We start from the raw sequence: 22,153 nt of genomic DNA, 5'->3' as shown, positions 1-22,153 counted from the left end.
TTCTTTTAATCGTTGGAAACAGAGCAATTACAATAAGTTAATAGGTTTACTCCGATATATATATATGTTACAGTATTAGAAAAACTTTCTACTCTGATAATAAGGAGGGAGTGTTATTATAAATAAGATCCGTATTATCTTAGCCGATGATCATGCCGTTTTACGTTCAGGACTAAAAGCACTACTAAATAGTTCTTCCCAATTTGAAGTGGTCGGAGAAGCAGAAAATGGTCTTGAAGCAATTGAATTAGTAGAAACTCTTATTCCTGATGTGTTAATTCTTGACTTATCTATGCCCGACATGAATGGTATTGACTGTATAAAAGAAATTAGATCTCGTGGTCTAACTTGTCCCATTCTTGTGCTAACCATGTATGATGATGAAGAATATATCAAAGAAGTCATGCGTTCAGGAGCTAATAGTTATGTATTAAAAAAATCCGCAGACACAGAATTGATGGAGAGTATCATTAAGATTCACAAGGGCAAACGTTACTTAAGTGAAAATCTCTCCCAATCCTTACTGAATAGCCTGCTTTATGATGACGAGACTGCACCTGATAATCAAAGTCCTTACCGGGTTTTGAGTGTACGAGAACGGGAAGTACTTCGCTATTTAGCTCATGGCCATACCAACAGCGAAATTGCTGATATGCTTACTCTTAGCCCCAAGACTATCGATACCTATCGTTCTCGTATTATGAACAAGCTAAATATCCATAAAAAATCGGACCTAGTTAATTATGCCATTCAATATAAGCTAATCACCATTTAACTTATACACCGTTGTAGGACTGCATCCTACAACGGTGTAAGGGACAACCCTACACCGCTTTACTGTATCTGCCTTATTTACATTTTTCTATATTTGAGTGAAAATAAAAATAGTCTATATTTTTTGTATATGCTGAAAATATAGATATATTTTTCTATTTCAGTCCAAACTTTTCAAAGTAAAAGATAAAGGGGTTAAAAAAAATGGAAAAACACCACATCAATGCGTTAAAAGAGATTGTTGGAGAAGAAAATGTATTGACAAGCGCCGAGGACTTATACTGTTATTCCTATGATGCAACGCCTGGTCATTCTCATATGCCTGATGCCGTTGTATCACCAGCTAATACTATGGAAACTTCACAAATTTTGAAACTGGCGAATGACAATTGCATTCCAGTTTACACACGAGGATCAGGCACCAATCTTAGTGCCGGTTGTGTTCCTACGAAAGGCGGCATTGTCTTACTAATGACTCGCCTAAACAAAATTCTTGAAGTTGACTTAGAAAATCTAGTAGCAGTAGCCGAACCTGGTGTTATTGTGGCCGACTTAAATAAAGAAATCGCAACTCTTGGACTTATTTATCCACCAGACCCGGGTACTGTAGCAACTGCGACTTTAGGTGGCACTGTTGCGGAAAATGCTGGTGGCCTTAGAGGTCTCAAGTATGGCGTTTCCAAACATTATATTATGGGCCTAGAAGTTGTCTTAGCAAACGGTGATATCATGAATACTGGCGGTAAAAATGTAAAAGATGTGTCTGGTTATGATATGACTAAACTCTTTACTGGATCAGAAGGTACTTTATGTGTTATCACCAAAATTATTACAAAACTTGTTCCTGCCCCGGAAGCAAAAAAAGCTATGATGGCGATATTCAAAGACTTGGATAACGCAGGTAAAGCAGTTTCTGCTATCATTGCAGCTAAAATTATTCCAGCCACGTTAGAAATTATGGATAATGCTACAATACGCACGGTAGAAGATTATGCAAAAGTAGGCCTGCCATTAGATGCACAAGCTGTGCTTTTAATTGAAGTTGACGGCAATCCTATCGTTGTTGAAAAAGAAGCAGAAAAAGTTATGGAAGCATTAAAAGCAAACCATGCTGATTTTGTTCAAATCGCGAAAGATGATGCAGAAAGAGACAAATTGTGGGCTGCTCGCCGCGCTGCTCTGCCTGCACTAGCAAAACTTCGCCCTACTACTTATGTAGAAGATGCTACTGTACCTCGTAACAAAGTACCTGATTTCCTTCGTGCTGTAAGTAGCATTGCAAAAGCGAATAACGTAACCATTGGTACTTTCGGCCATGCAGGTGATGGCAATATGCATCCTACCATCGTATGCGATATTCGTCAGCCAGAAGAAATGAAACGTGTATACAAAGCTATGGATGAAATGTTTTCGGCTGCCATAGAACTTGGCGGCACCTTAAGTGGCGAACACGGCATTGGTCTTGGCAAACTTCCGTGGATGGAACAACAACATGGTCCTGTAACAATGAACGCCATGAAATCCATCAAACGCGCACTTGATCCTAACTTGATCCTAAACCCAGGAAAACTAGTGGGAGAGTGTTAATATGACTGATAAAATTACTGCAAAGGATATTAATGAACAAGACAAAACCTTGTTAGCAGACCTTCAGGATGCTCTTGCCAATTGTATGAAATGCGGCAACTGTATGGAAGTCTGCCCTGTATATAAAGAAGTAGGAAAAGAAGCAGCCGTGGCTCGCGGGAAACTTTCCTTAATGGAAGGGGTACTTAAAGGTGCCATTCCACTGTCTGCCGCTTTTGATACTGCTATGTCGAAATGTGTTTCTTGCAAAGCCTGTACAGCGAAATGCCCATGTGGTGTACCCGCTGACGAGCTTATCCTTCGCGGACGTCAAGCCGCTGTGAAAGCAAGAGGCTTACACCCTATTAAGAAGAAAGTATTCGCCTTACTAAAAAATAGACAGTTATTTGATTTTTCTCTACGGATGGCTGGTATTTTTGGACCTCTAAATTTCAAAAAACTCCCTGGCAAAATGGCATCGTTAGCTCGTTTCCCTATGCCTGGGATGGACTACAAAAGGGTAACAGCCCCTTTTGCTTCCACACCTCTTAGAAACCAGTACCCTGAAGTAATCAAAGTGGACAAACCTAAAATGAGAGTGGGCTTCTTTACGGGCTGCACCATCAACTATATGTATACAGATGTTGGACAATCCGTTCTTAATGTATTAAAAGAAAACAATATCGAAGTGACGATGCCGAGCCTTCAGCATTGCTGCGGTACACCTGTCTATATGTCAGGGGACGTAGACTCTGCCAAGATATTAGCAAAACACAATATTGAAGTATTTGATGAGTACAACTTTGACTATATTGTATCTGCTTGCGGTTCCTGTACAGAAGCTTTCCGTATCGAATTTCCTCATCTCTTTCACGATGAGCCAAGGATGAAGGAAATGACGGAAAGATTAGCTAAAAAAACCTATGAAATTAGTGAGTTTCTTATCGATGTGGTCAAAATTGATAAATCAAAACTCGGTCCAGTAAATACTACTGTGACATTACACGATCCATGCCACATGGCGAGAGGCATTAAGGTAACAAAACAACCTCGTGAGGTTTTAAAATCCATACCTGGATTAAAATTTGTAGAAATGAAACAGCCTGATCGTTGCTGTGGTTCAGGTGGTTCTTTCAGCCTCGGTAATTATGAACTGTCCCGTAAAATCAATGATAAAAAAATTGCGGATATTGCATCCACCAATGCTGATCTTGTTGCTACTAGTTGTGGAACTTGCCGCATGCATTTGATGGATGGCTTACACCAAAACAAGCTGGATAAAAATGCTTTACACGTCATTCAATTATTAGATCAGTCTTATCAGGCAGGTCACAAAAAGTAAGGTATAATCGCAAACTAATAAAGACCCTTTACCATATGGTAAAGGGTCTTTATTAATTTATGTTACTCGCCTTTTCGTTTTCGCTAACAACATACTAGCATCCTTCATGCTAGCGTGTGCTCTTTATTTGTCTGAAGTTGGCACTAGGGCTTGTCCCCTTTTCATTAAATAACCAAACGTGACTACACCCGTTGTTAATAGCATTTTTATCCATAATTTATACTGACTAATGTATACGCTCACTGATCGATCGCTTACGATCATTTCAGCAGCAGCATATGCTAGAATACCAGCGCCAATATAAATAATAACAGGAAATCTATCCATTAATTTTACTAATATTTGTGCACCAGAAACAACAATCGGTATACTTGTCGCTAGCCCAACTACAATGAGAGAATATTTATTATCGGGTACTGTTTGGGCAATGGCTGCAAGGGCTAATACATTGTCTAAGCTCATGATTAAATCAGCAAATAGAATGGTTTTAATAGCAGCTCGCAGGGAGGTCGCTTCAGTACTAGTATCAGGATTATCCTTTTTATTTAGTAAATTAATCGCAATCCACAACAGCGCTATACCACCTAAAAATTGCAGGAAAGGTACATCTAAGAGTGAAGCTGCAATAAAAGTAAGGATGACCCGGAGAACGACTGCGCCGAAACTCCCCCAAAGGATTGCTTTTATTCGCTGCTTTGCGGGGAGATTCTTACTTGCCATGGCAATAATAACAGCATTATCCCCACTAAGAATAAGGTTTAAAAACAGGATGCTTCCTAAGGCAACAAACCACTCTGGACCCACTATAGAAAATAAATCATGCATTATAAAGACCTCCTCCAAAATTACATCAAAAATAGACCTCGTCTCCTAGGAGACAAGGTCTTGCATCAATAATATTATTGACAGTACAGCCGGGGGATATACCCGTGATGACGACATGTACTATAAAGCTACTCCCCTTGTTGGAAATAAGAAATATTTTATTTTCTTGTTTATTATACCATAAAAGAACAGCTTGGCAAATGTCGTTTTTTTAAGTAAGACAAATACAAGGATTTTCCCTGTGGTAAGAGCCTAGTTATTTTTACCCTAAATCGCAAAACAGCAACATACTGTATTTTCACCTATATTCCAAGCTCTTTACGTTTCTTTTCAATATGATCTACATAAATTTGAATTGTTTTCTCTGCACTTGTTTCCACTGTTAATTTGCCTAAACCTAATGTTTCCGTAGTTTCTGTTAGTGTTTTTACAACTAAATCACTACCTGTTACAGAAGGAACGGGGGCGACATGTACTAACCATCCAAGGGCAATTGCAGTACAAGCATCAGCAACAGCCTTTTGCTCCAAATATTCTGGGGCACCGATAACAATTGGCAACATGTTTGTATCTACATCTAAAGTATCCGCAATCTCCATAGCCGTCTGCGTCATCTTTCCAATGTCCACACATGCACCATAAGAAAGAACCGGAGGAATTCCCAGTGATTTACAAACCGCTTTTAAACCGGCTCCAGCCTCATCTGCTGCTTTTGGGTCAGCCAGTCCAGTATATTGCATAACCGAAGAAGTACACCCTCCTGATAACACAAGAATATCTTTCTCAATCAATCCTTTTGTAATCTTAAAGATATTACTACCACCTTGACCATAACGAGCCGTAGTACAACCAACTATCGTTGCAATACCACGAATCTTCCCTTCTACAATTGCATCAATAAGAGGTTTCCAAGAGCCGCCTAACGCTGCTTTAACTGATTCTGTACTAAAGCCAATCATGCAATCTGACACATGTGGTGGAATGTAGACTTCTCTATTCTCTGCCTTACGTTTTGCATAAGCTGCAATGGCCATATCCAGAATTTTTTCTGCTTGTTTGCGCATTTCTTCAGGTTTAAATTCTACGACTTCTGTATCAGGCATACGGATGACTTCGTGAGTGCTTACCATGGTAGTACCAAAGCGTTTCGCATAAAGGGGCAAGGTCGGAATGGTACAGTTATAATCAAACATGAATAAATCTACAGCACCTGTGGCTAGTAAATATTCCTCTGACAACCATTCTCCTTCTTGGCCAGCATAAGCAGACATTTTTCCAGTATCTTCATAATTTAATAATTGTTGCCCTTCACAAACATGTCCTAATACCTGAAGACCTGTTGCGCCAGCCTTTTTTGCCTTTTCTTGCCACTCAGGAGAAGAGGCAAGTTCAATAACAATATGAGCTGCAAGTGGCATATGACCATTTGTAATAATATTAACCTTTTCCTTATTTAACAAACCCATATTTTGTTTTGCTGTTCTTATCTTTTGTGTACCCATTAATATTTCTTGTAATATATCTAATGCAAATAAACCTTGGTATTCATTGGCAATCCCTAAGCGTACCGAGGTTAATAGAAAATCGACCGGATCAGCATTTAAGTTTGTCATACATTTTGTTTGTGCAAACGCAACCTCACTAAAGCCGCCACCAGGGAATAACTTTAATTTACGCCACAGCTCTTGACGTTTAGGAGGAGCAAATACTTTAGTCATTGCTGACTCTTCCCAATAAGGCCGGCTAATATCTTCCAGAACCCAGTTTGCGAAATTTACAGCCACTTTTTTTACATCTTCATGACTATCTAATCCGGCCATTTCAGCATATTTGAGTAATTTATCTTTATCACGAATTTTTAAACCACTATCTGGATTTTCTGCTGCTGCCTTTAAAGTACGGGCCACCTGCTGGGCATGAAAAATATTAGCGGAAGTTCCAATCGTCACATGACGATATACAAAATTTCTTGATACCATTACATCCGCATCCACGCCACAAGCTCCCCGTGGTACTTTGGCATTTATACGACAAGGACCATTGGCGCATAACTGACATGACAATCCTTGTACACAAAAAGTACAACGAATCTTTTCCTGTTGATCAAATCGATCAAATACATTTGTAAGCCCTTGCGCATGAACATGTTGGTACATTTCACGCATAGCTGGATCTACAATAACATTAAGAGGAAATCCCTCTTTCCCTTGATCCGTACCCTGAATATGTTTACGCTGCCATTTATGTACCTCTTCCATAGAAGGAGATTTCTCAATATCATAGTATTTTTTTGCGTTTTGATGCACGTCAAAATGTCGATTTGGATCATTTGTACCACTGGCATCACCTTTTCCTGAAACAGATTCCACGTCACCTCGACTGGTTTGATCTGTACTTTTAATTAATGTCTCATTTCCTTGATCTGACAACTGCATTACCTCCTTTTATTATAGCTTTTGCTATTTTTTTAGAGGCTATTCATCTATATACCAAATTTCACTATAGCCAAAATTGTAGCTATGAGAAAATGAAGAAATATTATTTAAAATACTATACTCTAAAAAGAAAAGAAGCCTGCCTAAAGGCAAACCTCTTCTCTTACTTATAGATATAACGTAATCTAATTATATAATCGAAGGTTCTAAACCTCCATAATAATAGGTAAAATCATTGGACTACGGCGAGTCTTCTCATAAACAAATTTACTTAAGGCATCTCGAACATTACCTTTGATTGCAGCCCATTCAGTTACTTTATTTGCCTCACAATTAGCAAGGACCTGCTTTACTTTTTGTTTCGCTTCAACCATTAAGTGTCCAGATTCTCTAACATAGACAAAACCACGGGAAACTAAATCGGGACCCGCTACAACTGAGCCACTGGCCTTATCTATAGTGATAACTACAATGAGAACTCCATCTTGAGACAATTTGCTGCGATCACGCATAACAATATTTCCTACGTCACCTACTCCTAAACCATCAACAAAAACCTTACCTGACGTGACTTTCCCTGATACCTTCCCACTAACAACACCAGCTTCTTTGGAAAACTCAAAGACCTGTCCGTTACTACCTATAAAAATATTTTCCTTTGCAACGCCCAATTCTTGAGCTATCTTTCCATGGCTTATTAACATCCGATACTCGCCATGTACGGGAATAAAGTATTGAGGACGAACCAAGGTTAACATTAATTTTAATTCTTCCTGGCTGGCATGCCCTGAAACGTGAATACCAGCAGAACGTTCATGTATCACTTCTGCTCCTAATCGTAATAAGGCATCAATCGTCTTTGATACGGATTTCTCATTACCTGGAATCGGTGTCGCAGAAATAATAACAGTATCACTAGGACTAATCTCAATTTTTCGGTGATCGTTCATTGCCATTCTCGTTAAGGCAGACATAGGTTCCCCTTGGCTACCAGTCGATAAAATCAATATTTGGTTTCCTGGATAGTTTTTAATCTCATCAATGTCAATTATGACACCTTCGGGAACCGTTAAATACCCAAGTTCTGTAGCAATATTTACAACGTTAATCATACTGCGTCCGATAATTGCCACCTTGCGGCCATATTTACAAGCAGAGGTAATCGCCTGCTGTACACGTAATACGTTGGATGCAAAGGTAGCTAAAAGAATTCGCCCCTTCGCATTGTAAAATGCTTCATCCAAAGCAATGCCGACCTGTCTTTCTGATTTCGTAAAACCCGGTCGTTCCGCATTCGTGCTGTCAGACATCAAGACGAGTACACCTTCGTCACCTAATTCGGCGAATTTATGAATATCCATTGCTTTACCATCAACTGGTGTATAATCAATTTTAAAATCACCCGTATGGACAATTGTCCCAACCGGAGTCTTGAAATACATTCCTACGGCATCAGGGATGGAATGACATACGCGAATGAACCCTACTTGAATTGTACCAAATGATATTTGATCGCCTGGGTTCACTGGAACCAGCTTGTAGTTTGCCACGCCATTTTCTTTTAATCGGCACTCGGCTAACCCTAATGCAAGGCGCGTACCATAGACGGGTACGTCAATTTGCTTTAATAGATAAGATAAAGAACCAATATGGTCTTCGTGGCCATGAGTAATAACAACCGCCCTTATCTTATCCTGATTTTCAAGAAGATAGGAGATATCAGGTATAACTAAGTCAATCCCTAACATATCATCTTCTGGAAATGCTAAACCAGAATCAAGAATGATAATATCATCTTCGTAACGAATTACGGTCATATTCTTGCCGATTTCGCCTAACCCACCAAGTGGAATAATGGCTAATTTATTTTGTTTTTCCAAGAAAAATACCTCCAATATTTGAGTTTGTACATTTAAGTTTTTTTCACCAATAGACGTTCCGTAAACCAACCGTTCCCGTTTTAGATTGGTTTCATCCAAATGTTCATAAATGAAAATACCCGCTCAAAACCCATTACTTTCTATTGTACTTCAAGTTGCTTCAATATACAAGTTTTGGCGTGTTAAACAATACTTTTATCACAATTTTTGCCCGTTAATGGGATTTCCACAAAAATTTTTGTGCCTTGACCTAAGGCTGATTTAATAATAAATTTTCCTTCCACCAAAGCAACACGTTCTCTCATTCCATAAATCCCCAAACAAGTATGACTATGGGAATTTCTAACGATTTCTGTATCAAAACCTACACCGTCATCATCAACCAACAAAATAAGTTTATCCTGTTTCTTATTTAAGGATACCCAAACCTGTTTTGCTTTTCCATGTTTGACTATATTCGTTAATGCTTCCTGTAAAATACGATATAATGTGATTTCTACTTCAGGAGAAAATCGTTCTCTTGATAAGTTATTAAAATCAACATACATAGATATTCCATATTGCTTAGTATAGTTTTCTATATATTTTTTAGCCGCAGCCACTAACCCTAAGTCATCTAATAATACAGGGCGTAATTCAACTGCCATATGATGCACCGCTTCTAAGGTCGTAACCGCAAGGTCACGCATTTCTAGTATCTTTTCTTGCTCCTCTCTACTTTGCACTTGCTCTGCGAGGACACGTAGACCAACAATGATGGACGTTAAGGACTGGCTTGTTTCATCATGGAGCTCCCGTGATATCCTTTTACGCTCATCTTCTTGTATTGTAATTATTTTATTTAAAAATATGGACTGAAGTTCTTCTTTTTCTGTTAATGCCCCTACTAACCTTTCCTGCCTAGCATTTGATTGAAGATTGGCTTCTACGAAACGTGCAGCTAACCTAGCATAAGGCTCAGCAGTTTTCTGATCACCAGTTACGCCAATTAAGCCAATACATTGCTCCTCAAACATAATAGGAACATTAAAGCCATTGCGGGTACCAGGCATATCTATTTCATCTTCTTCACTAACATAAAACTCCTTCACAACTCCATTCTGCAGCATCTTTGCCCCGGCTTCATGAATTTGTCCAATGCGTTCTCTACTAAAAGACGCAATAATTACTCCATGTTCATCAAGTATATTTACATTCTTATTTAATTCAACAGCTACAGTATCTACTAAAGACTGCGCAAATTTCGCATCTAATCGTCTATGCTCATTTTCCACTTGGAAACCTCCAAAAATATTCTTGCGTATCTTATTTCTTCAGACACTTTGCATAATCCTATATTTTTAAAAATTTCAATAAATATATTTTAATTATTGATTGACAAGTAATCCTAGTTTTAATAAAATAAGCAAAGAATTGAATAGGTTGTGATTATAGAGGTGCAAGTATTATGAGTAAGTATAGTGAGCCGGAAGCAATGAGCTATACAGAAAGGAATAGTTGCCGAAACAAAAAAATTCCTACTTTTTTTGTTGGGCTTGTATTGAATAAATGCAAGACTGTCACCAAAAGCTTCTTTTGGGTGGAGTGCTATCTCACACAAGCGGTAATTTATCTTTGTATAAATTTTTTGGTTGTGAGATAGCTCACAACCATTTTATTTTGTAAATTAGGAGGTAAATTATGTCAATTCCTACGGTAAATCTGAAAGACTTATGTCCAGAAAAAGTAGGCCTCAAGCGTGACATGAAATCACGCCACCTTATGATGATTTCTATCGGTGGTACCATTGGTACTGGACTCTTTCTAGGATCAGGCCAAACTCTTAGTCAAGCAGGTCCTCTTGGTGCTGTTCTTGCCTACCTAACAGGCGGTTTTATCATGTATATGGTTCTCTTATGCTTAGGTGAACTAACGGCAGCCATGCCTGTTTCTGGCTCGTTTCAAAGCTATGCCTCTCGTTTCATATCCCCTGGAGCTGGTTTCACCACCGGCTGGTTATACTGGATAAATTGGGCAATTTGTATTGCTGCTGACTTTACCGCTGCAGGCATTATTATGAATAATTGGTTTCCACAGCTGGCAATCTGGATGTGGTGTGGAATCTTTGCTGTGATGTTAGCCTTATTAAACATCATCTCGGTAAAAGCCTATGGTGAAGCAGAATTCTGGTTTGCTGGTATCAAAGTAACTGCAATTTTAGCTTTTATTGTCGCTGGTGCAGGTCTGTTGTTTGGTTTCTCGAGTCATTCTCTCCCTATTGTTGGGCTCTCCAATTTTAACACTGGCTCTGGTCTTTTTCCAAATGGCTTTGAAGCAGTACTTTTAACTATGATCGCTGTAGTATACTCTTTCCAAGGTGCTGAGCTTGTAGGGATTGCTGCAGGTGAATGCGAAGACCCAAGTAAAAATGTCCCTCGCGTTATTAAAGGGATTACTTTCCGCATTATTATATTTTATGTGTTAGCCATGGTTGTACTCGCAGGTATTATTCCGTGGCAAGAAGCCAGTGTCTTAGAAAGTCCTTTTGCGCATGTATTTGGTATGTTAGGATTCCCTTTAGCAAAAGATATTATGAGTTTTGTTGTTATGACCTCCGCCTTATCTGCAGGTAATTCCGCTTTATATGCCTGCTCTCGTCTCCTCTGGTCTATGTCCAAAGAAGGATTAGCCCCTAATTTTCTAGGCAAATTAAACTCTCGTGGTGTTCCTATCAATGGTGTTTATTTGACTCTAGTATTAGCTTGCATGTCTTTACTTACCAGTGAGTATGCTGCCGATACCGTATATTTGTGGCTTATGTCTAGTACAGGGCTTACAGGTTGTCTAATTTGGGTTATTATTGCTTGGTGCCAGATAAACTTCCGTAGAGAATTTGCTCGCCTAGGTGGTAAATTGGAACAACTCAAATTTCGCACACCGTTCTACCCTTTTGTACCTGCACTTGCTTTGGTATTAAACATTGGTGTTATTTTCAGTTTATATTTCGATGAATCACAACGTATTGTTCTTTACACTGGTATTCCTGTACTGCTTGCTATCTATTTATATTATGTAATATTTTTAGATAAAAAAATCACAGGATCGAAAGCCCAAAGTCTGTAAATATAAGAAAAGACTAAGGCTTGTGCCAAGTCCTTGGACGCAGGCAGAAACCTTAGTCGTTCTTACTTGGAATCAAGAAATTGTTATACTTTCTGATTCCGTAAAAAATGGTGGCCTCTTAAAATGAGGCCACTATTTTTTATTTACAGGCAAAACTTACTATAAAACACATACCTCTTACTTATGTTATAATGTTATGTAAATTTAAATAGGTAGGAGGCATCATTATGGATTCCTTATCCCATGCACTAATTGGCATGGCTGTTGCTGGTTTATCTGGACATCCTTTATCCTTACATGATCCTATTTATCTCGCGACGGTTATTGGCGCGCAAGCACCTGATTTTGATATTATCGCTCAAGTCAAAGGAAATTTTTCTTACCTTAGACAGCATCGTTCTTTTTCTCATTCCATCCCTGGTTTATGCATGTGGGCAGCTATGATTAGCGTAAGTCTTTATGTTTTTATGCCGGAAACCAATCTTTTTTCCTTATTTGGCTGGGCCTTTGCTGGTTGTTTGTCACACAGTATCATTGATTATTTTAATACTCATGGCGTGGCAATTTTATGGCCTTTTCGTAAGGAACGCAAAAGTTTACAACTTTTAAATGTATTTGACCCTATACTCCTATTGCTCATGACGAGTATCTATACCTTACCCATCACTATGTTTACCTTATCTTGTCTTACTTTTTTTACCATTGTGTCATATATTAGCCTTCGCATACTCCTCCGCAAAAAGGCAAGAAGGCAAATACATGAGATATTTTCCAATGAAGATATTGTACAACTCTCAATTATGCCTTCCTTACAGCGTATATTATTTTGGGATTTTGTCTTAGAAACAAAACAATCTTATACAGTTGGACAACTAGGAGCCATTTATCCCGTATTAGAAACCAATGCCAACTTAACAAAACAAAAAGCTGTTTCCCCTTTTACCTTGCAAGCCCAAAAAACAATACTTGGTGATTTTTTCACTACCTTTACCCCCTTTATTTATTTTGAAGAGGAAAAAAGCCTTCATTCCAGCTGTGTAAATATTTATGACCTTCGTTATATCGCAAATAAAGAATTTCTACACCGAGGGACGATCATTTTTGATAGTAATCAGCTTCCAACAGCGTCTTATCTTTATTCCTATGGAAACACAATGAAAATTCCATGTAACCAGCTAAGTTAACACAAACAGAAAAGAATTCTCCTGAGGATTTTTTTCTGTTTCTTTTTTTCTAAAATATTTGAATTCATCTAGCACTGGCCCTTACAACATTTACCTCTTCTTTTCGGAAAGGGCTTTCAGAATTTTTGGCGAATCTCTCTAACATTATGTAAACAAGAGAGGTTTTTCTATGTCTAAATGGATACAAGCTTTTTTATCGCTTACGTTAACATTTGTAACCACTACAACCTTTGCATCCTCTGACTCTTTCTCAATTGGAACCTGGCATACTTCTGGATTACAAAGCTGGCAGACTACATTTCCCTTACATACAAAGGTAATTGATGGTGCCTCCGAATTGAATTACCCGCACGAAGACAACTATCTCGTAGCAAATTTTGGCAAGAAACTAGCAAAAAACCAATCTCTACAGCTTGAAGTTGGCATGACGACCAGTCCTACTACCAAGCTTGGCACTGATTCCGACTGGGACTATTCAAAAAATAATAATTTATGGTATTTTGGCACTTTTGACACACAAAATAAAGGTCTTTTTGTTACAGCCGACTGGAAAAAAAGTCTTACAAAACGCACTGATTTCTTAGCTGGGTATCAGTATAATCGAAACCTTTACTCTATGAAAAATGGCTTTTACTCAATAGAAGATTATTCAAACGTAAATGTCCCCCTCGTCAGTTTAAATTCAAGCTATCTTATGATTTATCAAGGTCCACATTTCGGAGTACAGCATACAATTCCCTTAACGAGTACAACTGCACTTATTGGCTCTTTCCTATATTCCCCCTTACTGCTAGCCCAAGGTCAAGGTTGGTGGAATCTACGTGATTTGTCATTTGCTCATACTGGTACGGCAAGAATGTTCGATACAAAAATTGGTTTACAATTTGCTATAAACTCGGCCTCAGTATTTTCTTTAGGTTATTGGTATCAAAATTTTAGCCTTTATAACGGACGAGAAAATACAAACCCAGACATTATATGGAATAAGGCGGTTAATGTTCAAAAGGGCTATTATATGACTGGAACTAGGTCGTTTTAGAGGAGCTTTTCTATGGATATTCCTAAATACACACTCGCCTTCGCTATTACAGCATTACTTAGCACCAATTATTTTATTCCTTTTGCCTGGGCTAACGATATACACCTGCCGGCCTTACAAAGCGCCTATGAACAAAACCCTGCTAATGAGCAAGCGGCTTACAACTATGCCTTAGCCCTGGCCCGCAATGAGCAATTCTCTTTGTCATTGAACCTATTTAAACAGCTGTCTGATAGCAGTACGAATCCGAATATACTCTATGACTATGCCACCGTGTTAGCATGGTCCGGAGATAACATGGGTGCAATCTCACTATATGAAGACCAAATACTTCACCGTGAAATCATACCCATCTATGTTAAAAAAAATATAGCTGGTGCCTACTACAAGTTGGCTAAATTCAAAGAAGCATACCAACTCTATCATGAAGTTGGTGCTACTGGGGATCGTCAGGCTAGACGCTGGGAAGCGGAAACCTTGATGCACATGAATGATATTGCCTTAGGAAATAACGTCTACGATCAGCTTTTATTGGAAGATCCAAATGATATTGAAACTTATGTCAGCCGAGGGTCAATGTTGATTTTAGCTGGGGACCCAGTAACCGCTGCCATTGATGTAACGAGAGCACTCCAGTTAATACCTGCTGGTCAGGGAGGTAACCCAGAGCGTCAATTACGCAATGAGATGTCTATTGCTTTTATACAACATGGTGATTACAGCAGGGGTATCCTGCTACTACAACCAACAATAATCGATGGTTCTGCTAGTATTAAAATGCAATCAAATTATATTTATGCCCTACGATTAAACAATGATTATAAGCTAGCAATTCAGGAAGCAACCAAACTTTGGACAGACCTCAGCCTAGTACCAGATTTCGGTTTGCAAGCTCTAGCCGATTCCTATCTTCGCTCAGCACAACCGCAAAAAGCGCTATCAATATACGATGTAATTCTTCAGCGAGGCAATGAGAGAACCAATTTAAAGTCTGTAAAATTAAGTTTAGCTTATGCCTATGTAAAATCTGGCAACCGAAGCAAAGGGTTGTCTCTCTATGATGAAATACTCTCTGCCTATCCTGACTTGGCCTATATAGTAGCCGAAGACGCTGCTTCTTTTATAAGAAGTAACGAATTTCTCACAGGTAAAATGTTATATAAAAAACTAATTGCTATTTTCCCAAATGATGTATTGTATCGAAAACAATTCGCTTATGCTTTATCCGAAAAGTATATGCCCCGAGAGTCCTATGAGCAATATAATGCCTTAAGTACATTGAAAGATGGTAAGCTTGCTGGATTATCAGGTATCGTTAGTACAGCTCTAGCAGTAGGCGATTATAGAGCAGCAGATACAGCACTTGACTCTCTAGAAGAAAGCTATTCCTATAGTCCTCTTACAGAGCAAGCAAGTAAACGGTATGAGGCTCGCCCCAAAGGCAGTATTGAATATAATTACCAGGTAGAAAGTGATTCTAAAAACAACGACACAATAATAGCGGAACTTACAGCCAAGCTCTATATAAGGGGACAGTTTTCTCTATTAGCAGAGTCTAATAGGAATATCATGAACAACGGAGTAAACTCTGCTACTTTACAAACTAAATCTTTTGGTCTCAAATACCAAGACACCAGGCAAGATGCTACCTTTTGGCTAGACAATTATCATTTTACTAACCTATTTACCGGTTATCGCTTCTTTGCCAATCACTATTTTAACGACAATTCTGTAGTAGGGTTAAAAATAGAACGAACTCCCGTAAAAGATCTAAAATCACTACTGTTGCCTATTATGTTTACCAATTATCAAGTAAACTTCCATCGCCAATTAGATCTTAAAGATCAGTATAACGTTGTTTTCGCCTCTTCCAATTACAGTGACAGCAATGATTCGAAAACCTATGGAGTAAATTTTGAACATACTATGTTTTCAAATGAGGAAAAAACGCTAACCTGGTTTACATCTTTTGACCGAATGAATTACAAATACCAGGAAATAAACGGCCAACCTTTGACCTATGAGCCTCCGACTGTTCGAGAAGCCTATGTTATAGGATTTAAAGAGCACTGGGCCCTCGAAAAGAACTCTTGGGATGCAAATCTTAGAGCTGTTTGGGATCGAGATCGTCCTGAAGTATTTGCCTTTTCACCGAGCGTTGGTATAGAGTATAGCCACCAATTTTCGCCGAACAAAGTACTCGTTGCAGGACTTGAGTATGGCTTTCATAATACCTTATCTACAAATATAAACAATCTAGGCCTTGGGTATAAACAATCTTACCTTTATTACCGAGTGAATTGGTAATTCACTGCCCCCCCGTCTAGAAAGGAGAACAGATATGGTTCCTAATATCTTGCTTACCACAGCTTTATCCTTACTGCTTTTTCTATCCTTTATAAGCCCAGTGATTGCAGCAGAGGAAAAGGGTGTTATGATTCTTTGTTATCATGATGTTGTGGAACACCCCTACAACACCTTTACGATTACTCCCAATACATTAAAAGAACACTTTGAATTTCTCAAAAAGAATGGCTATCATCCTATATCATTAGATCAATACATTGAGGCCTCTACCCAGGGTACCCCTTTACCCGATAAGCCTCTTTTGCTTACGTTTGATGATGGTTATCTATCATTTTACACCAAGGTATATCCACTACTTAAAGAATATAATTACCCTGCAGTCTCAGCCATTGTCACCTCTTGGGCAGACTATGCTCCACCGGATGTAGGAAAGGTAGTCACATGGGAACAAATCCGGGAAATGGAAAAGTCAGGATTGGTTTCTTTTGCTTCTCATTCTCACCAATCTCATCGCTCCGTCACGACGAACCCCCAAGGTGATAGCGGAAAGATGGCGGAATCCTTGCAATATATTCACGGACAATATGAATCCATTGCTATCTATCGCCAACGAATACAAAGTGATTTAAAGCAAAGCCAGGCCGTCTTTGAAAAGGAACTCGGACACAAGGCAAAAGCGATTGCTTGGCCTTATGGCAGTTACACAAAATCTGCAATTGACATTGCCCAGAAAGAAGGTTTCACCTTGTTTTTAGGGCTAGATGGTGATTTTAACGCTTTAACTCCCTCCAGCATGGCAAATGCCCGCCGAGGAATTATAGAAACAAATTTGACAGGAGACAAATTTGCTAATTTTCTAAAATCAGGTACTCATACATCTAAGCAAATGAAGGCTGCGCAACTTGACATTGATCTTATTTATGATCCACTAAATGCTAGCCAAACGGAAAACAATCTTGCCCTAGCAATTGAATCTTTGCGTGCTGCCGAAATAAATACAATCTTCTTACAAGCATTTAGTGATATAAATGGGAATGGAAACATCGAAAGTGTTTATTTTTATACGAAAGAAGCTCCTGTTCGCGCTGACATTTTCAGTCATATCGCTGCAAAACTCCGTAAAGAAGGATTTACAGTTTATGCTTGGATGCCTACCTTGGCCTGCCAATGGCTGTTAAAAGATCGACCAGAAGATACAGTTATTTCCTACTCTGAGAAAGGGCAGGGTTGGTACAATCGAGCAACACCATTTAGTCCAGAGGTACAAACACATTTAGAAGCACTATTTAGCGACCTAGCAGCTTATAGTTACATTGACGGTATCTTATTTCAAGATGATTTATATCTTAACGACTATGAGGATTTTTCACCAGCAGCAAAGAAATCCTTTTATAATGCTACAGGTCTAGCATTAACTCCTGAAATCTTACAAGACAGTGGCACCCAAGCCCAATGGACACAAATCAAAACAAAGGCTTTAACAGATTTAACTAAAAAACTGATCCTAGCGATGAAGCAGTATCGCCCTTATCTAGCAACAGCACGTAACTTATACCCTACCATTATAACTGAGCCTCAATCTGAATTTTGGTTGGCCCAAAATTATGATCAATACCTCACCACTTACGATTACACCATTGTGATGGCTTACCCCTATATGGAAAAGCAGTATGATAAGCCCTTTGTCTGGTTGGGCCAACTTGCAGATACAGCTTTAAAAAATAAAGTCAATGCCTCTAAAGTAGTCTTTAAGTTACAAACCTACGACTGGAATAAAAAACAATGGCTTAATATCAGAGAATTACAACAGCAAGTTGCTACTTTAAAAAGCAAACATGCCATTCATTTTGCTTTTTACCCTGAAAATATATTTTCATCTCCATAATCCACCCTACCCAATGAAAAAGGAGCTTCTTATGCTTACTAGCACAATATTTACTTTTTTTATAAACTTTCTTTTCTACTACCCTTTCGCTATGAGCATACTTTGGACATTGGGTGCATTGTTCTTTTATTTTCGGCGTGAACATAACAAAAGCCGTGAAGCACCCATATTTGATCAATATCCTTTTGTATCTGTTCTTATTCCTACCCACAATGAAGAAATCTCAATTTCTAGTACGATTCTTAGTATCTTATCATCGAATTACCCAAATTTTGAGGTGATTGTCGTAGATGATGGCAGTATTGATAAAACACCTGCTATATTGGAAGAAATGGTAGACCGTTACCCCAAACTGCGCTTCCTACGGCTACAAGAAAATAAAGGAAAACCCACTGCACTACGTTATGGAACCTTAGCAAGTCGTGGAGATATTATTCTTACCATCGATGCAGATGCCCATCTTGATGCTGATGCAATCCATTGGATGGTTGGTCACTTTTTAAGCGGTCCTAGGGTCGGCGCGGTTACAGGAAACCCTAGAGTACGAAACCGCACTACCTTACTAGCGAAAATTCAAGTAGGTGAATACTCTTCTATTATTGGTATGATTAAACGAACTCAGCGAATCTTAGGCAAGGTATTAACTGTCTCAGGTGTCATCGTTGCTTTTCGTAAGCAAGCCCTCTTGGATGTAGATCTTTGGGACATTGATATGATTACTGATGATATCAATATTACTTGGAAGCTAGAAAAACGTTTTTGGGATATTCGCTATGAACCGAATGCCCTGTGTTGGATTTTAGTGCCAGAAAGTTTATCAGGTCTATGGAAGCAACGCGTTCGCTGGGCCCAAGGAGGCGGTGAAGTCATAAGGCGTCATATTAACATTTGGAAAGATTGGCGCCAGCGCCGTATGTGGCCTGTATATCTTGAATATGTAACATCAGTCATGTGGTCCTACACCTATGTTACTTTTCTGTCCCTATGGATTCTAAGCTTTCTATTTCCATTTATGAATCTTCATGCTATGAGTTTACTTCCTGGTTGGAAGGGATCTCTATTAGTTTTGATCTCAGTTATACAATTTAGTGTGGCACTTTATATCGATAAACGTTATGAAAAAGGTCTTTTTAAATATGTATTTTGGGTAATATGGTATCCTTGGGTTTACTGGATACTTACTGCATTCGCAACAGTCAAGGCTACACCGACTGCCCTTTTTCGTAAAATGGGGGCCCCTGCAACATGGGTGAGCCCAGATCGAGGTTTATCCTAAAATATTTTTTGAGGAGCTAAGGCCAGTATTGCTAGCATCTTCGGGGGTGATAAAATAGGTAATCACTTACTAATCAATAAACCACAACTAAAGAGTTTCTTACTACGTATCTTAGAAACTTTTTTTTCCGCATTATTTTGGATATTCTTTCTTTATTTTTTTTATCCATTACTAATTGCTACTTTTCCCATATTCATGGACCATTGGCTTATCTTAGACTTTTCTCCCTATTCATCGCCCAAATCCACTCTAGAAATGATGCTGTATACCTTTATCTTTGCTCTACTTATTCTTATCTCATTAATAAGCTGGTCATCATGGAACTATTTGTGTTATGGCGGCTTAGACCGTCGCAAACCCCCTGCTACGATTCCGAGCTCCACATTAGCCCTAGCTTTTAATGTACCAGTAGAAACTATTATCAATGCCCATGACGCCAAATATGCGTTGATTGCACCAACGCAGTTTAGTTTTACCCTTACCCTGCTAAAAAGATTGTCATCAACCTCTCCCTGTTTATACTTGGAAAGAGTAAGTCCCTTGCCCTGGAAGAAGCTAACTGATGCTTCACTTAAAACAAAAACAATCTATTTCCCTACACTTCACAGAAAGCTGATAGAATAGAAAAAACTACCTTATGTTTATCACGTAAGATAGTTTTTTTCTATTGCTATTCAAATTTTCCTTCGACAGTTTTTTAGTTTATGCCGTTATCATTAAAGAACTTTCCATAACTTTTATCGCGAACCATAATATGTTTCGTAATCCACTCTTTAAGAAACATAAAGGTAGGAAAAGACAGAGCGACTACTCCTTCATTGTGCTGTTCTAAAAATTTATTTACTTCTTGTATATAATACTCATGTTCCTTTTTATGTTCTACATATTGAGGAAAATTAAACTTTATCATTAATTCTTCTTCTGCTGTAAAATGATATTTCACATATTCTAACAATTCCACTAATGTCTGATGTGTTAAAGCCCTCTCCTCTTCCAAGTCTTCACACTCAAATACTTGCTTATAAACCCCATTAAATAAGTCAATTAATTTCTTATGGTCATTGTCAAATTCTTGCACATTTGTAGAATATGCTTCATCCCATTTAAAAAATGCCATCTTTATTCCTCCTTTCCACCATGCTTTCTTTCTCTCTCTCATTCGCCTGAAAATCCTTAGTTCCCTGCTTGACCACTTTATTTTATGCCTAAAATTTTAATGATACATCTAGTTATATCATTAGAAATAATACAGTATTATTTTAGTAATAACCACATGTAATTCAACCGTTGCTATTTGACGTAAAAAAAGCAAGCCTGATAATTCCCTATTATCCTAATTTATTAAAGCAACAATAGGGCAATACGGCTTTCTAGTTTGATTTTATAATAAAAGACTCTTTTACTTAAATCGTTTCGGCTAAGTATTATATGAAGAAAAGTTTTTGAAGACTTTTCATATATCTTTTGGACATAATAAAAGTAAGATCTAAAGAAGGAGGTGCTATATGACTAAGAGACATATTAAAGAATGGTCAGAAATTAACCAAATCGTCCCAAAACTACCCGATGATAAACGGCAAATTTTGTACCAAGAATTGAAACGTTCCGGACAAGTTGAAAACCCCATTAATTATACCGAAACGCATCTCGAGGGCGGTGATGCAGACGATGAATACAGACGAACAGACAGACAGACAGGCAAGCCAGATCTAGAGTAAGCTTTGGGTTAAGAACGCTTTAGAAGTAAAAAGGGAACAGCCAGTAACGCACTGCCAATACGTTGCTGGCTTTTTTCTGTAGCAGATCCAATACTACTGACGCACTTTTGAAATGCTTAAGATTTAGTTCTAAGGAAAATAAAGAATATCTTTGATTGAGTAGCACTTATTTGCTATCTTAAGTCGTTGGGCAGGAGTTTTATTAAGCCGTCATGAAAATCCTTGATTAAGAAACTTTTACTCAGAAATGTAGAGAAACCTTTTCTCCATGATACATTAAAATAAAACCTTTTTACAAAAAAATAATTTTTTTCAATTTTTAAAAAGAAATCTCTTTACTTTTTTCCTAATTTGGCGTATAGTTTAGAAGCACTCAAATAGATCGATTGGGGCTGACATCCGTCCTTGTTAAAGGTTACTTTAATAAGAGACAATGAAATTCTCATTACCTATTTTAGTAACAGATTTTAGGAGGCTATACAAAACATGACTCAAGACAAAACTTTAACTTGCCGCGATTGCGCAGACCAATTCGTATTCTCAGCTTCAGAACAAGATTTCTTCGCTGAAAAAGGTTTCACCAACGAACCAGGACGTTGCCCTTCATGTAGAGCAGCTCACAAACAAAGAAATGGTAACGGTGGCCGTAACAGCAACTACCAACAACGCGAAATGCATGACGCTACTTGCGCTTCATGTGGTGTTGAAACACAAGTTCCTTTCCGTCCAAGCGGCGACCGTCCTGTATATTGCAGAGATTGCTTTAGCCAGAACCGCTAGGATGTCAGAAAGTCCCTGTCTTATGACAGGGGCTTTTTTT

17 protein-coding genes and 1 riboswitch are annotated in these 22,153 nt (G+C 38.4%); of the genes, 12 read left to right on the top strand and 5 right to left on the bottom strand.

Features of this window, described 5'->3' with window-relative positions; all coding sequences use genetic code 11:
• The first annotated feature begins 115 nt into the window (after window positions 1-115).
• From QSJ81_RS17820 to QSJ81_RS17810, 3 genes are all read left to right on the top strand, one after another.
• Entirely contained in the window at window positions 116-775 is a 660-nt protein-coding gene (locus QSJ81_RS17820) for a response regulator (RefSeq protein ID WP_285718880.1), read from the top strand.
• Window positions 776-978: 203 nt separating this feature from the next.
• Window positions 979-2,361, top strand: a complete 1,383-nt coding sequence (locus QSJ81_RS17815; protein ID WP_285718695.1) for an FAD-binding oxidoreductase — start codon at window positions 979-981, stop codon at window positions 2,359-2,361.
• Between the two features lies 1 nt (window position 2,362).
• Window positions 2,363-3,682 (top strand): (Fe-S)-binding protein, encoded by a 1,320-nt coding sequence (locus QSJ81_RS17810; RefSeq protein ID WP_285718694.1) that lies wholly within the window; start codon window positions 2,363-2,365, stop codon window positions 3,680-3,682.
• A gap of 123 nt (window positions 3,683-3,805) precedes the next feature.
• Here the strand turns inward: QSJ81_RS17810 and QSJ81_RS17805 are convergent, their stop codons facing one another.
• The 4 genes from QSJ81_RS17805 to QSJ81_RS17790 all read right to left on the bottom strand — a co-directional run bounded on the left by QSJ81_RS17805 (window position 3,806) and on the right by QSJ81_RS17790 (window position 10,096).
• A complete protein-coding gene (locus QSJ81_RS17805; RefSeq protein WP_285718693.1) occupies window positions 3,806-4,507 on the bottom strand; it encodes a TerC family protein in 702 nt (233 codons plus the stop codon).
• A 302-nt stretch (window positions 4,508-4,809) separates the two neighbouring features.
• Window positions 4,810-6,936 carry an anaerobic carbon-monoxide dehydrogenase catalytic subunit gene (gene cooS / locus QSJ81_RS17800; protein ID WP_502929666.1) on the bottom strand — a complete coding sequence of 709 codons (2,127 nt, stop codon included), beginning with the start codon at window positions 6,934-6,936 and terminating at the stop codon, window positions 4,810-4,812.
• A 212-nt stretch (window positions 6,937-7,148) separates the two neighbouring features.
• Complete coding sequence (locus QSJ81_RS17795; RefSeq protein ID WP_285718691.1) at window positions 7,149-8,822, bottom strand: ribonuclease J; 1,674 nt, start codon at window positions 8,820-8,822, stop codon at window positions 7,149-7,151.
• A gap of 182 nt (window positions 8,823-9,004) precedes the next feature.
• Complete coding sequence (locus QSJ81_RS17790; protein ID WP_285718690.1) at window positions 9,005-10,096, bottom strand: sugar diacid recognition domain-containing protein; 1,092 nt, start codon at window positions 10,094-10,096, stop codon at window positions 9,005-9,007.
• A 149-nt stretch (window positions 10,097-10,245) separates the two neighbouring features.
• Window positions 10,246-10,420, top strand: a riboswitch (Lysine riboswitch).
• An 82-nt stretch (window positions 10,421-10,502) separates the two neighbouring features.
• Between QSJ81_RS17790 and QSJ81_RS17785 the strand changes: the two genes are divergently transcribed.
• From QSJ81_RS17785 to pgaD, 7 genes are all read left to right on the top strand, one after another.
• The gene (locus QSJ81_RS17785) at window positions 10,503-11,924 is read left to right on the top strand and encodes an amino acid permease (protein WP_285718689.1); all 1,422 of its coding nucleotides are present in this window, start codon (window positions 10,503-10,505) and stop codon (window positions 11,922-11,924) included.
• Window positions 11,925-12,151: 227 nt separating this feature from the next.
• Window positions 12,152-13,108, top strand: a complete 957-nt coding sequence (locus tag QSJ81_RS17780) for a metal-dependent hydrolase (RefSeq protein WP_285718688.1) — start codon at window positions 12,152-12,154, stop codon at window positions 13,106-13,108.
• A 169-nt stretch (window positions 13,109-13,277) separates the two neighbouring features.
• The gene (locus QSJ81_RS17775) at window positions 13,278-14,147 is read left to right on the top strand and encodes a hypothetical protein (RefSeq protein WP_285718687.1); all 870 of its coding nucleotides are present in this window, start codon (window positions 13,278-13,280) and stop codon (window positions 14,145-14,147) included.
• A 12-nt stretch (window positions 14,148-14,159) separates the two neighbouring features.
• On the top strand, window positions 14,160-16,454 hold the full coding sequence (locus tag QSJ81_RS17770; protein ID WP_285718686.1) for a tetratricopeptide repeat protein: 2,295 nt from the start codon (window positions 14,160-14,162) through the stop codon (window positions 16,452-16,454).
• A 34-nt stretch (window positions 16,455-16,488) separates the two neighbouring features.
• Window positions 16,489-18,339, top strand: coding sequence for a poly-beta-1,6-N-acetyl-D-glucosamine N-deacetylase PgaB (gene pgaB, locus QSJ81_RS17765; RefSeq protein ID WP_285718685.1), 1,851 nt, complete (start codon window positions 16,489-16,491; stop codon window positions 18,337-18,339).
• Between the two features lie 31 nt (window positions 18,340-18,370).
• Window positions 18,371-19,615: a poly-beta-1,6-N-acetyl-D-glucosamine synthase gene (gene pgaC, locus QSJ81_RS17760; RefSeq protein WP_285718684.1), complete on the top strand. Its 1,245-nt coding sequence runs from the start codon at window positions 18,371-18,373 to the stop codon at window positions 19,613-19,615.
• A gap of 27 nt (window positions 19,616-19,642) precedes the next feature.
• On the top strand, window positions 19,643-20,239 hold the full coding sequence (gene pgaD, locus QSJ81_RS25745; RefSeq protein ID WP_352230914.1) for a poly-beta-1,6-N-acetyl-D-glucosamine biosynthesis protein PgaD: 597 nt from the start codon (window positions 19,643-19,645) through the stop codon (window positions 20,237-20,239).
• 73 nt (window positions 20,240-20,312) lie between these two features.
• Here the strand turns inward: pgaD and QSJ81_RS17755 are convergent, their stop codons facing one another.
• The gene (locus QSJ81_RS17755) at window positions 20,313-20,732 is read right to left on the bottom strand and encodes a bacteriohemerythrin (protein ID WP_285718683.1); all 420 of its coding nucleotides are present in this window, start codon (window positions 20,730-20,732) and stop codon (window positions 20,313-20,315) included.
• A 388-nt stretch (window positions 20,733-21,120) separates the two neighbouring features.
• Between QSJ81_RS17755 and QSJ81_RS17750 the strand changes: the two genes are divergently transcribed.
• Together QSJ81_RS17750 and QSJ81_RS17745 are read left to right on the top strand one after the other, a co-directional pair.
• Window positions 21,121-21,333, top strand: a complete 213-nt coding sequence (locus tag QSJ81_RS17750) for a hypothetical protein (protein WP_038671713.1) — start codon at window positions 21,121-21,123, stop codon at window positions 21,331-21,333.
• Between the two features lie 486 nt (window positions 21,334-21,819).
• Entirely contained in the window at window positions 21,820-22,113 is a 294-nt protein-coding gene (locus QSJ81_RS17745; protein WP_038671716.1) for a zinc-ribbon domain containing protein, read from the top strand.
• The last annotated feature ends 40 nt before the right edge of the window (window positions 22,114-22,153 follow it).

The sequence above is a fragment of the Pelosinus sp. IPA-1 genome (assembly GCF_030269905.1).
In the GTDB taxonomy this organism is placed as follows: domain Bacteria; phylum Bacillota; class Negativicutes; order DSM-13327; family DSM-13327; genus Pelosinus.
The sequence above is the reverse complement of the archived record's forward strand: the minus strand, read 5'-3'. Positions and strand labels throughout refer to the sequence as shown.